Genomic DNA, 12,855 nt, shown 5'->3' with positions numbered 1-12,855 from the left:
CACAGCACGGGTAAGGCATTTTTTTCGACACAATTGCGTGTTTTTTAGGTAACGGTATAAGTACAGTGCAGACAAAAGGTTTCAATTCAGAATAGATAATTTACCGTTAAAGGCAGGAGTGAGCTAAGGTGCGTTTAGTATCCGTGAATCAGCTTCAGGCTGGTATGAGGCTAGGTAAAAAAATTTTTAATGATGAAGGACTTACTTTGCTGGCGGAGGGAGCCGAACTTACGACTCCAATCATCAATCGGCTTGCCAAGATGGACATCGGCTATATATATATTGAGGATGCTCTAACAGATGATGTGATTATTTCCGGGATGCTGCAGGATGAAACCCGCAATCAAGCTCTTAAGGTGATCAGGAACCAATTTCAAGATATGTCAGGCGCATCAACGATTACGAAGGGCTTTTACCACCTGGACAAAAAATTTTCTAAAATTATGGATTATATTCTAGATGATATGTCTTCACAGGTAGATCCAATGATCATGCTTCTCGATATGCATACTGCTGACAATTACTTATATGTTCACTCCCTAAACGTGTGTCTATATACTTTGGTGCTTGGTATTGCTCATGGTTACAGTAAGAGCGATCTGAAAGTAATTGGTCTGGGTTCTCTGCTGCATGATATCGGGAAGACCCAAATCCCGGTTAAAATTGTGCAGAAGCCCGGTATGCTAAACGATGAAGAATTCCGCCATATGCAGGCTCATACTGAGATCGGCTATCGGATTTTAAAGGAAGAGCCCAACATTCCTTTATTGGCTGCACATTGCGCACTACAGCATCATGAACGGATTGATGGGTCCGGGTATCCTCGCGGTCTGACAGGACCGCAAATTCATGAATACGCTAAATGGCTGGGTGTTGCCGACTCCTATGATGCTATGACCTCTAACCGGATCTACAAAAAAGCGATGCTGCCTCACCAAGCAGTGGAGGCACTTTATGTAGGTTCTGGTACGCTATACGAGCAGAAGCAGCTTGAGCTATTCCGCGATCGTGTGGCGATCTACCCGCTCGGACTTACGGTTAAGCTTAGCACCGGAGAGAGCGGAGTTGTGGTCAAAATTGATCCAAGCATGCCTCATAGACCCGTTGTTCGTGTGCTGACAGGTGCCGAGGGAGAAACTGTAACTCCTTTTGAGTATGATCTCAGCAAAGCGCTCTCTGTAGTTATTTCAGATGTTGCAGATCAAAGTGAACCCGTACAAAAATAGGATGATCTTCTTAACGGATCTCCATTCTTAATGCAGCGAGGAGACGAATGAGGGGAAGCGGTCTAGTGCCGGAATCCCTGACCGTTCTCGCTGCTTTCTGTTTTTTATATTGAATAAAAGGCTGTTGGGACAGGGGTTTAAGAGCCTTTATGCAGTTTTTTTGATCTTCGTGGTATGATATAGGGTAAGAGAATGTTGATCTGGATTTATTTTAGGTTAATAAAGGAAATAAGCGTATAAGCTTTTGAAGGAGTTTTGTAAATGAATGTAAATAGACCCTCATCATTATCATTGAAGGAACTGTCGCCAAGCTATGATCCGTGGGATCCTATTACCTCTCTGCGAAGTCATGGACGGCATGTACTAACCAGTGTGGAGATGACGGTTACGAATTTATGCAATATGCGGTGTGAGCATTGTGCTGTAGGGGATAGTCTAACTCTTAAAGAAGGAGAAATGCTGCCGTTGAAGCAAATGCTGTCCCGATTGGATGAAGTAGAACATCTGCAGACCATTAGTATTACTGGCGGAGAGCCGATGTTTCGGGCTGATACGGTAGATAATGTGATTGTACCTTTGCTGAAATATGCCAAGGAGCGTGGAGTACGTTCACAGATTAATTCGAATCTCACCATGCCCTTAGCCCGTTACGAGAAGTTGCTGCCTTATCTGGACGTTATGCATATATCCTTTAACTATGTAAATGGCGATGATTTTCACGAGGTAGGCTTTGCAAACAGCGGTCATTCCGTTTCCAAACAAGCCGCTTACAAACTGTATGAAACGATGATTGAGAATTCCCGCCGGCTAAGTGAAGATGGAATGCTTATCTCCGCCGAATCAATGATCAACTATCGGACACATACTAAGCTGCCGGAGATTCATAAGCTGATCCGAGAAATGGGGGCCAAGAGGCATGAGGTGCATCCAATGTATGCTACCAGTTTTGCTTCCTCACTTCCGGTTCTTTCACTGAAAGAAATGGCGGATGCTATTCGCTCACTTCTGGATACTCGTGATGCAGAGCTCTGGATGTTATTTGGGACTTTGCCCTTCTTTGCTTGCAGTGACCTGGAGGAAGATCAAGATCTTCTGCGCAGATTACGCTCGGAGAAAAATGTTACACTTCGGAACGATCCGGATGGACGGAACCGGGTTAACGTAAATATGTTCACCGGGGATGTCTTTGTTACAGACTTCGCTGATATTGCAGCTTTTGGCAACATCGCAAACCGCAAGCTGGACGATATATTTGCAGAGTGGCAGACACAGCACCCGTTAAATCAGAAGGTTAATTGTCACTGTGATGCAGCTGGCTGCTGCGGACCTAATCTTCTGGTAGCGGATATGTATTATCCGAATGTTGATTTCAAAACAAGAAAAGCGATCACTCTGTAGAAATGGGGCGTTGTTATAGTGCATACGGAATTTGAAGTAGGGAGATTGATGCTTAATCTTTTGCTGGTTCTGGTGCTCGTTTTATTAAACGGTGTATTCGTGGCTGCGGAATTTTCACTCGTTAAAGTCAGGCAGTCACGTTTGACACAGTTGGTTAGTGAAGGCAATAGAATGGCAGGGTACGCGCTCAAGGTTAATAAAAGGCTGGATTCTTACTTGTCCGCCACTCAGTTCGGGATTACCTTAGCTTCACTTGGACTCGGTTGGGTAGGTGAACCGGCAATTTCGGAGCTGCTCGTAGAGCCGCTAATGTTCAAAATGGGTGTTACGGATCATACGTTAATTGCTACGGTGTCCGTTATTATCGGATTCTCGATTATTACTTTTTTACATATTGTGTTAGGTGAGCTGGCACCAAAGTCCTTGGCTATTCAAAGAACAGAAGGTTCTGCTTTGCTGCTGTCGGCACCTTTAATGTTCTTTTATAATCTGTTCTTGCCCGTGATCTGGGTGCTCAACGCATCTGCAAATGCTCTGCTGCGGCTAGTAGGTGTCGAGCCTGTCAGTGAAGCTGAGGCTGCTCACTCCGAAGAGGAGATCCGTATATTGATGAACCAATCCGCGAAAAGTGGAGTCCTTGATAAGGACGAGATGAAGCTGATGGATAATATTTTTGAATTCTCCGATCTGCTGGCTCGTGAAGTCATGCTCCCGCGAACAGATATGGATGTGCTGTACAGTAATTTATCGCTGGAAGACAACATGCGTATCATTACTGAAACTAAGCATTCCCGATACCCGGTTGCTTTTGAAGACAAGGATCGGATAATTGGTTTTATCCATATTACCGACCTTTTATTTGCCCCGCCAGAGCAGCAAAACGATCTCAATTCTCTGGTTCGCCCGATTTTAAATGTGCCGGAATCCATGGAAATTAGTCATGTATTAAAGCTGATGCAAAAAAATAAGTCCCAGCTTACACTCGTTGTGGATGAATATGGCGGAACAGCAGGATTACTGACAGCCGAAGAGATCCTTGAAGAAATAGTCGGTGATTTGCATGACGAATTCGAGGATGAACGGCCTAGCGTGGAGCGGAATGGGGAGCATATCTCTGTTGAAGGTCGAATGCTCATTGAAGATGTCAATGAACTTACGGGTGTAATCATCGAAGATGAAGAAGTCGATTCCATCGGCGGCTGGCTGTTCAAGGAGCTGGAGGGCAATCCTTCAAAAGGCAAACGTGTAATGATTGACGGTGTCATTTTTGAAGTGGAGGAATCTACCCGGCTGCGGATAACCAGAATAAATATTCACCGGGAGCGTCCAGCTAAGGAAGAGGATGACACTACGGATATGGATACGGCTAACGAGTAGACTCTAATGTAAATGGAAATTTAATGTGTAAATAATTGCCTTACCCTACAGAGTGTTTTTGCTCGTAGAGTAAGGTTTTTTTGTTATCTAATCCTCTACAAACTTGGGAATTAGCAGCCCAGTTGAGTATTAATCGGTGTATCCTCCGACTGGAAAGGTGTGTTGGGAGTTGAAATGTTGTAGAAAGTGCAGGAATTAGTGGGAGTCGGGTGTGTTGGGAGCTGAAATGTTGTAGAAAGTGCAGGAATTAGTGGGAATCGGGTGTGTTGGGAGCTGAAATGTTGTAGAAAGTGCAGGAATTAGTGGGAGTCGGGTGTGTTGGGAGCTGAAATGTTGTAGAAAGTGCAGGAATCGGTGGGAATCGGGTGTGTTAGGAGCTGAAATGTTGTAGAAAGTGCAGGAATTAGTGGGAAACGGGTGTGTTGGGAGCTGAAATGTTGTAGAAAGTGCAGGAATTACTGGGGGTCGGGTGTGTTAGGAGCTGAAATGTTGTAGAAAGTGCAGGAATTAGTATGAGTAGGATGTTTGGCGAGCAGGTCGTGCGGAAACGGTTGGTTATGTGCCAGCTGGAGTTTTTTTTTAGTTTCCGTCTTATTCCTTAGAATCCCGTCATAAATTAGTTACGAAGGTAAGCGCTCAAAATAGCTGTCATCTATGCAGTGAAATGAGTAAAGGAGGATGTTAACATTGGATTCTCAGGAACGAGTGTACACGCCGTATAGGGGGCCGTTTGATCCCTGTCCGCCAAAACCTTTTAAGACCTATGTCGTGCCGCCCAATCAGTACATTGGTTATCAGCCGCCGGATCTGCCGCAGTACAGTTTACCTGAGGCTTTAAAAGCGGGTACACTTTGGCCGGCACTTTTCAGTCCGTATGAATCCAAGTGCAGAGGAGGGAACTAGGTTATGGAGGCAAATCCTTGCGAGCCCCGCTATTATGAAATGCTGGAGCAATTACAAATTGTTGATTTTGCATTGGTAGAGCTGAACCTATACCTTAATACTCATCCCGGGGATTTAAGGAGTATTCAGCAGTTTAATCAACTAACCCAGGAACGTACACGTATGGCTAAGCAATTTCAGGAGCTATACGGACCGCTTCAGAATTTTGGCCGTGCTTATTCAAAATGTCCATGGGAATGGAGCCAAAGTCCTTGGCCTTGGCAGGTCTAAGAGGTAATCATATTGATGAGTTACAAGCAAGTTACTAAGGAGGGGAAGCTTCCGCATGTGGATATATGAGAAGAAGCTGCAATACCCGGTTAGGGTTAGTAAATGCGATGTCCGTATGGCCCGTTATTTGACGGAGCAATATGGAGGCGCAGACGGTGAGCTGGCAGCAGCGCTGCGCTATATGAACCAAAGGTATACTATTCCTGACAAGGTGATTGGTGTGTTAAATGATATTTCCACCGAAGAATTTGCCCACCTCGAGATGATTGCTACTATGATTTACAAGCTGACGAAGGACGCCACCATAGAGCAGCTTGAGGCCGCCGGTCTCGGTCCGAACTATGCTCAGCGCGATCATGCCCTGTTCTACCAGAATTCAGCGGGGGTTCCATGGACGGCAGCCTATATTCAGGCCAAGGGAGACCCATTGGCTGATCTTTACGAGGATATTGCTGCTGAGGAAAAAGCCCGGGCTACATACCAGTGGCTGATCGACATGACGGATGATGTGGATTTACAGGACAGTCTTAAGTTCCTGCGGGAGCGGGAGATTGTGCATGCCCTGCGGTTTAAGGAAGCGGTAGAGATTATAAAAGAGGATATGGAGTATAAGCGGGTGTACTGAAGCAGCAATGCTACAGAAGAGCGGCTCCATTCGGGGCTGCTCTTTTGCCGTTCAGGAAATAGGATGCTTAACTTTTCGAGTCTTGGTTGGATCACAAAAAAGCACACAGTGGGGTCCCAACCTCGGACTGTGTGCTTTTTTACGAGTTTATAAGGCAACGATTTTAAGCTGATTGCTAGTATTTCAAAGCAAGCCCTACGTCCACTTCGCCGCCCACAGCTTCATTTCCTTCAAAATCTGGTGTAAATCCACACCCTTAGGGGTTAAAGTATATTCTACCGTTACGGGAACCGTTGGAAAGGCATGGCGTTCAAGTACACCCTGATCTTCCAAATGACGAAGTGTATTCGTTAATGCGCGAGGACTGATGCATTTGATATTGCGTTGCAGCTCGCCAAATCGTTTGGTACCGTCGAACAGCTCTCTTAGGACCAGAAAAGCCCATTTTCCACCGAGAACATCAAGAGTTTTTTCTACATTACAGTCAATAACAACAGGGTTTTTCGGGACATAATTTCTTGACGTATTAGCTGCTTCCACAAGATCTCCTCCTGCTCTATTCCACTATACTCTTGTATAGTAAGTATATTTTATATAATATAATGAACATTTTTTCACTTCTTTAAATTATATACAAACTACTCTAGAATGAAAAGGGATCACGGTAAGAGGATAGAGTAGCTATCTAATGAGGAGGAAAAAAGAATGAAGTTTAGAAGATTAGGCCAAAGTGGAGTTAAAGTTAGTGAGATTAGTCTGGGCAGCTGGTTGACATACGGTGGTTATGTAGAAAATGAAAATGCAGTTAAGGCGATTGAAACCGCTTACGACCTAGGTATCAATTTCTTTGACACAGCAAATGTGTATGAAAAGGGTGCAGCGGAGAAGGTTTTGGGTGAGACGTTAAAAGCATACTCCCGTGAATCTTATGTACTTGCGACGAAAGTGTTCGGGGTTATGGGTGAAGGGCCTAATGACCGCGGTCTCTCCCGCAAGCATATTACGGAGCAGTGTCATGCAAGCTTGAAGCGGCTGGGTACAGAATATGTGGATATATTATACTGCCACCGTTTCGATCCAGAGACTCCTCTAGAAGAAACATTACGTGCGCTTGATGATTTGGTTCGTCAGGGCAAGGTGTTCTATATCGGTGTCAGTGAATGGACAGCTGCGCAGATGACAGAGGCATTGTCTATTGCAGACCGTTATCTGCTCGACAAGATTGTCGTGAATCAACCTATTTATAATATGTTCGAAAGATATATAGAGAAGGAAGTTATTCCTCTAGGTGAGCGCAAAGGGATAGGTCAGGTTGTATTTTCCCCACTGGCTCAGGGCTTGCTGACCGGTAAATATGCCTCAGTCACCGATGTTCCGGCGGAGAGTCGCGCGGCTAAGCTGGATTGGGTACGTAATGGAATTACGGAAGAAAAGATAGCGAAAGTACAACAGCTTGGGAAGGTTGCTTCTGAGCTTGACCTGACAGTGGGTCAGCTTGCTTTAGCCTGGATTCTTAGACAACCAAACGTCTCCAGTGCTCTGGTCGGAGCGAGTCGTCCGTCACAGGTTGAGGAGAATGTTAAAGCCTCAGGAATCGAGCTTACGGAAGAGGTTCTGAAGCAGGTTGAAGATATTTTAGTCTAATTTCATAGTAAATCGAATTTATGTACTTATAAATGGAGGAATTAGAATGGCAAAGGTTGTAATTACCGGGGGCAGCGGCATGCTCGGTAAATGGGTGGTTCGTCATTTTATAGAGCAAGGTTATGAGGTTGTTAATGTAGATACGCATAAGCCTGCCGATTCCTTAGGCCATACTCTGATCGCAGATTTAAATAACTTAGGCGAAGTATACAGTGTACTGGCAGGGGCAGATGCGGTAGTGCATTTGGCGGCCATTCCTGCTGCTCATATTAAGACGAATGAAGTCACTTTTCAGAACAATGTGATGTCGACCTATAATATTCTGGAAGCCGCGGCTGGACTTGGAATCCGTAAAGCGGTTATCGCCTCCAGTGAATCTTCCTACGGTATTGTTTTTGCGGTTAACCGTTTTGGCCCGCAGTATGTTCCTATGGACGAGGACCATCCCCAACTGCCCCAGGACAGTTATGGGTTGTCCAAAGTTGTCAATGAACTGACAGCAGATATGTTCCATCGCAGAACAGGGATGCAGATTGTCTCTCTTCGGATCGGAAATGTGATTGACCCATCGGCATATGAGCAATTTCCATCGTTCATTCATGATCCTGAACAGCGCGACCGGATACTTTGGAGTTATATTGATACACGCGATGTCGCGGAGGCCTGTCAGAAGGCGGTTGAGGCTGAAGGACTGGGTGCAGTACAGTTGAATATTGCCGCTGACGATACAAGCATGGCCGTATCAAGCCGCGCGTTGCTGGAGGCCCGTTTTCCGGAAGTGACTGAATTCCGCCAACCGCTAACCGGTTATGAAACGCTCCTCAGCAATGAGAAAGCCAAAAGCCTGCTGAATTGGCAGCCGAAGCATGCTTGGCGGGATCATGTTAAAAGTGAATAACTAATCATAAAGGGGTAGTCCAAGATGAAAGTATTATTCATTGGTGGAACAGGACTGATCAGCCAAGCTGTATCCAAGCTGGCCGTTGAACGTGGTGTGGAATTGTACTTGTTTAATAGAGGACAGCGGGATGAATTCGTACCGGAAGGGGCGAAGGTGATTCTGGGCGATATTCGTAACCAGACAGAGGCTGCCGCTGCGCTTAAGGATTATGAATTTGATGTGGTTGTGGATTGGATTGCGTTTACTCCAGACCATGTGCAGACAGATCTTGAGCTATTTGCCGAGAAAACAAAGCAGTACATCTTTATAAGCTCTGCATCTGCGTATCAGAAGCCGCTGCAGCATTACGTAGTAACGGAAGAAACACCGCTGGAGAATCCCTTCTGGCAGTATTCACGCGACAAGATCGCCTGCGAACAGCTATTGCTTACGGCTCACCGCACCACTGGGTTTCCGGTGACCATCGTCCGGCCTTCACATACCTACGGGGATACCGCAATTCCGGCTGCTCTAACCAGTTGGCAGCATCCGTGGTCGATGATAGACCGAATCCGTAAGGGACTTCCTATTGTTATCCATGGAGACGGAACTTCGCTTTGGACGTTAACACATAACTCGGATTTTGCTAAAGCCTTTGTAGGATTGCTAGGACACCCGGAATCGATTGGCGAAGCGATTCATATCACCTCTGATGAGGTATTAAGCTGGAACCAAATTTATAGTAAAATTGGAGAGGCCGCAGGTGTCGATCCTATGGTTGTGCATATTTCGACAGATTTCATCGCAGCTATTTCACCTCTGGGCACGGCAGATGGACTGATTGGTGACCAAGCTGTAAGTATCGTTTTCGACAACCGTAAAATCAAAGGTCTAGTACCGGACTATCAGGCAACGGTGCCTTTTTCCGAAGGGATTAAGCAGACCTTGGTTTGGTTTGAATCACACCCGGAACAGTGCACGACAGACCCGGAGTGGTCGGCATTATTGGATCTCCTAATTACGACTCATGGTACAGAGGCGAAGCCGCTTTCGACATTTGTCTAAATAATTAACTTATAAATATAGGCTGGGCAGGCGAATGAGCACATTCGGCCTGCCTTTTTCCTGTGCTCCATGTGAGGAATGAAACAAAGAATTTTGAATATACTCTCACTACCGAATTCCCCAAAAAAGGAGCCCTGGCCATGCCGACACATCCTTATGTTTCCCGTTTTTTTGTGAATACCGATGCAAGGCGAGAAAAGTTGATTTATCATTTGCCGGAATCCTGGTGGAGCAGACCCTATGAATACGAGTGGTGTATGAATTTCATTTCTCCCCATGATACGGTTCTCGATGCAGCCTGTGGTATTTCACATCCCTTGAAGTACTATCTTGCAGAGATCTGTGAGGAAACCTACGCCTGTGATGTGGATGAACGGATACTATCAGAAAAGGCAATCATGGATGAGATTGTTCAGGATTTTGGGGTAGAGGCAGCGAAGGAAGTCTTACATATCAGGACGGATAGGCTTCACCTGGCACACGCTAGTCTGACGGACCTCCCATATGAGGACGAAAGCTTTGATACGATATTTTGCATCTCCGTGCTTGAGCACTTATCCTCACAAGATACGATTTACGCCTTGCGTGAATTTCATAGAACATTGAATGGAGAGGGTTTGCTGGTTCTGACCTTTGAATACCCTTCAGTAAACCTTCCCTTGATGAATGAGCTTTTTCTGCAATCTGGATTTGTTTATTGGGGGGAGACAGATTTTGATCTTCCGACAGATGCGGTAAGCACCGACTTGTGGGATGGGCTCCATTGCTTCAGGGCAGTCCTAAAAAAGGTAACTCAATAAGACGATTTGAAGGAAATCAGATGTAATTATACACTTGATTTGGCTCATGAGGTCGATTTGGAGGAAATCAGTTGTATTTATACACTTGGTTTAGCTCGTGAGGTCGAATTGGAGGGAATTAGTTGCATTTATACACTTGGTTTATCTCATGAGGTCGATTTGGAGGAAATTAGTTGCATTTATACACTTGATTTATCTCATGAGGTCGATTTGGAGGAAATTAGTTGCATTTATACACTTGGTTTCGCTCATGAGGTCAATATGGAGGAAATTAGATGTATTTTAAATCTATCAAAATTTGGAGTCTTGATTTCAATAGAGTAGAATGGGAGGAATACGATTTACAAAAGGGGTAAAAGAGATTGCGAAGATTAATAGTATGTGCACTTATTCTTATTTGGATCTTTCCAGCTTCCACTTCCGTAAGTGCGGAGGAGTCACTCTCAAATCCTATTCATCTTATATTTGCCGGAGACATTCTGTTAGATGGGTTTGTCGGAGATCAGATCGATCAATTCGGGGTCAATTATCCCTTTGTGAAAGTAGCTCCCATGCTGAAAAAGGCAGATATGTCCTTTGCAAATTTGGAGACTCCTGTGTCCACTCGTGGGAATCCGTCCAGCAAATCATTTGTTTTTCGCTCAGAGCCAAAGACATTAAAAGGGTTGGTATATGCAGGAATAGATGGTGTAAGCTTGGCGAATAATCATGTCCTTGATTATGGCAGCGTGGCGATGCTGGATACCCTGATTCACCTGGATAGAAACAAAATAGGTCATACTGGAGCGGGTAAAAACAGCATGGAGGCTTTTTCCCCCTATGTTAAAACCATTCAAGGGAAAAAAATCGCTGTCCTTGGGGTAAGTCGTGTACTTTCGGATCCCTCATGGTATGCCGGCAGTAATCATGCGGGTGCAGCTTCAGCCTATACTATGGAACCGATGCTAAGCGAAATCAAGAAATCCTCCAAGGTGAATGACTTTACAGTTGTATATATCCACTGGAATGAGGAATTTAAGGACTATCCTGAGAACTATGCACGCACACTGGCTAAAAAAATCATTGATAGCGGTGCAGATATGATTGTAGGTGCCCATAGCCACTGTCTCATGGGGGTTGAATTTTACAAGCATAAGCCGATCTACTATTCATTAGGAAACTTTGTATTTAATCGGTCGACTCGCGGTGGAGATAAAACATTACAATCCATGCTGGTGAATATTGAAATTAAGGGCTCTTCAGTCACAGGCCAAATCACTCCGGTAAAAATAATAAGAGGGCAGCCTAATTTTATGGATGATCACTATAATAAAGAAACCATTAAGACCCTGAATAAGTTATCATATAATGCGAAAATAGATGCCCAGGGCGTAGTAAGTGAGGAATAATTTAGGTTTCTGATAATAGGTAAAAAAAAACTTTTTTCACTGCGGAAATCAAGCGGTCTTCCTTAGAATAAGAGGATAACAAAGTCAGGGAGGCTGATCATATGACTCAAGTGTTGTTTTCTCCGTCCAGATACATCCAGGGCGCAGGTGAAATACGAAAGCTGGGGGATTATTGTGTACAGCTAGGTGCGAAGGGAGCTTTGGCTATCGTCGATCCTTTCATTCTCACTCGATACCAGGAGGATATTGCGCATAGTTTTGCAGTTAGCTCTATTCCTCTGGTGTTGACAGAGTTTCAAGGGGAATGCAGCCGAAATCAGGTGGAGCGTATCATCCAAAGCTTCGATCCGCAAACGGTAGATGTTATTCTTGGAATAGGGGGCGGCAAAACTTTGGATACGGCTAAAGCGGTCAGTCACTTTGCTGCGCTTCCTGTAATCATCGTGCCGACTGTGGCTTCTACGGATGCCCCTTGTAGCGCTCTAGCGGTGCTGTATACAGATGATGGTGATTTCGACAGCTATCTCCCGTTATTAAGAAATCCCGATGTAGTCATTGCCGACGTTGAGTTAATTGCTAAGGCTCCCGCCAGACTGCTCGCTGCAGGGATGGGAGACGCGTTATCAACCTACTACGAAGCACGGGCCTGCCGTTCCTCAGGTGCACGGACTTACGCTGGAGGAACGGGCTCCATCGCCGCATACTCATTGGCCAAAGCTTGTCTCGAGACTATTTTGGCTGAGGGTGAGGAGGCCATGTTCGATGTTAAGCTGGGGGAAAGCTCTCCGGCGGTTGAGCATATTATTGAGGCGAATATCTACTTAAGCGGTATTGGTTTTGAAAGCGGAGGACTAGCCGCGGCCCATGCTATTCATAATGGTTTATCGCAGCTTGAGGAATGTCGGGGTATGCTTCACGGCGAGAAGGTAGCTTTCGCAACGATAGCACAGCTTATGCTGGAGCAGGTGCCTGAAAAGGAGATTGACCGAGTGATCGGCTTCTGCAGAAAGGTAGGCCTCCCAGTAACAATGAAGGAGTTGGGGCTGTCCGGGATCGAAAGAAATCGGCTGATGCTTGCGGCTGAGGCCAGCTGCAGTGAAGACAGTCCGATGCACAATATGCCATTCCCGGTAAATGCCGCTAAGGTTCTTGAGGCTATCCTAGCAGCCGATAGACGTGGTTCTTTGTATCCCACTCATTAGGTGGCTGTCTTTCTTCATATGTAAAGAGGGTATCCCGCGAGCCATTTGGCCCGAAGGATACCCTCTTTTTATTTGTT

The 12,855-nt window shown here is 45.4% G+C and carries 13 protein-coding genes; 12 read left to right on the top strand and 1 reads right to left on the bottom strand.

Annotated features, from left to right (window positions below; all coding sequences use genetic code 11):
• Positions 1-128: 128 nt before the first annotated feature.
• The 6 genes from J2T20_RS00870 (at position 129) to J2T20_RS00845 (ending at position 5,799) form a co-directional block, all read left to right on the top strand.
• Positions 129-1,226, top strand: a complete 1,098-nt coding sequence (locus J2T20_RS00870) for an HD-GYP domain-containing protein (protein ID WP_307584656.1) — start codon at positions 129-131, stop codon at positions 1,224-1,226.
• Positions 1,227-1,487: 261 nt separating this feature from the next.
• A complete protein-coding gene (yfkAB, locus tag J2T20_RS00865) occupies positions 1,488-2,624 on the top strand; it encodes a radical SAM/CxCxxxxC motif protein YfkAB (RefSeq protein WP_307584654.1) in 1,137 nt (378 codons plus the stop codon).
• A gap of 48 nt (positions 2,625-2,672) precedes the next feature.
• The gene (locus J2T20_RS00860) at positions 2,673-4,001 is read left to right on the top strand and encodes a hemolysin family protein (protein WP_307585086.1); all 1,329 of its coding nucleotides are present in this window, start codon (positions 2,673-2,675) and stop codon (positions 3,999-4,001) included.
• Between the two features lie 687 nt (positions 4,002-4,688).
• Entirely contained in the window at positions 4,689-4,904 is a 216-nt protein-coding gene (locus J2T20_RS00855) for a spore coat associated protein CotJA (protein ID WP_373457736.1), read from the top strand.
• Between the two features lie 3 nt (positions 4,905-4,907).
• Positions 4,908-5,174: a spore coat protein CotJB gene (locus J2T20_RS00850; protein WP_036648408.1), complete on the top strand. Its 267-nt coding sequence runs from the start codon at positions 4,908-4,910 to the stop codon at positions 5,172-5,174.
• A gap of 55 nt (positions 5,175-5,229) precedes the next feature.
• Positions 5,230-5,799, top strand: coding sequence for a manganese catalase family protein (locus J2T20_RS00845; RefSeq protein ID WP_307584649.1), 570 nt, complete (start codon positions 5,230-5,232; stop codon positions 5,797-5,799).
• 195 nt (positions 5,800-5,994) lie between these two features.
• Here J2T20_RS00845 and J2T20_RS00840 read toward each other — a convergent pair whose 3' ends face one another.
• Positions 5,995-6,339 (bottom strand): winged helix-turn-helix transcriptional regulator, encoded by a 345-nt coding sequence (locus tag J2T20_RS00840; RefSeq protein ID WP_307584648.1) that lies wholly within the window; start codon positions 6,337-6,339, stop codon positions 5,995-5,997.
• Between the two features lie 165 nt (positions 6,340-6,504).
• On the opposite strand from J2T20_RS00840, the gene J2T20_RS00835 reads away from it, so the two are divergent.
• From J2T20_RS00835 to J2T20_RS00810, 6 genes are all read left to right on the top strand, one after another.
• Positions 6,505-7,443 carry an aldo/keto reductase family protein gene (locus J2T20_RS00835; RefSeq protein WP_307584646.1) on the top strand — a complete coding sequence of 313 codons (939 nt, stop codon included), beginning with the start codon at positions 6,505-6,507 and terminating at the stop codon, positions 7,441-7,443.
• A gap of 46 nt (positions 7,444-7,489) precedes the next feature.
• Positions 7,490-8,341 carry an NAD-dependent epimerase/dehydratase family protein gene (locus J2T20_RS00830; RefSeq protein ID WP_307584643.1) on the top strand — a complete coding sequence of 284 codons (852 nt, stop codon included), beginning with the start codon at positions 7,490-7,492 and terminating at the stop codon, positions 8,339-8,341.
• A 24-nt stretch (positions 8,342-8,365) separates the two neighbouring features.
• Positions 8,366-9,388: an SDR family oxidoreductase gene (locus J2T20_RS00825; protein WP_307584641.1), complete on the top strand. Its 1,023-nt coding sequence runs from the start codon at positions 8,366-8,368 to the stop codon at positions 9,386-9,388.
• Between the two features lie 140 nt (positions 9,389-9,528).
• The gene (locus J2T20_RS00820; protein WP_307584639.1) at positions 9,529-10,188 is read left to right on the top strand and encodes a class I SAM-dependent methyltransferase; all 660 of its coding nucleotides are present in this window, start codon (positions 9,529-9,531) and stop codon (positions 10,186-10,188) included.
• 362 nt (positions 10,189-10,550) lie between these two features.
• Positions 10,551-11,576 (top strand): CapA family protein, encoded by a 1,026-nt coding sequence (locus J2T20_RS00815; protein ID WP_307584637.1) that lies wholly within the window; start codon positions 10,551-10,553, stop codon positions 11,574-11,576.
• 101 nt (positions 11,577-11,677) lie between these two features.
• Positions 11,678-12,778 (top strand): glycerol dehydrogenase, encoded by a 1,101-nt coding sequence (locus J2T20_RS00810; protein ID WP_307584635.1) that lies wholly within the window; start codon positions 11,678-11,680, stop codon positions 12,776-12,778.
• Positions 12,779-12,855: the final 77 nt, after the last annotated feature.

It is taken from the genome of Paenibacillus wynnii (assembly GCF_030812855.1).
GTDB classification, from domain to species: Bacteria; Bacillota; Bacilli; order Paenibacillales; family Paenibacillaceae; genus Paenibacillus_AQ; species Paenibacillus_AQ wynnii_A.
This window is presented reverse-complemented; position numbering and strand designations above follow the sequence as displayed.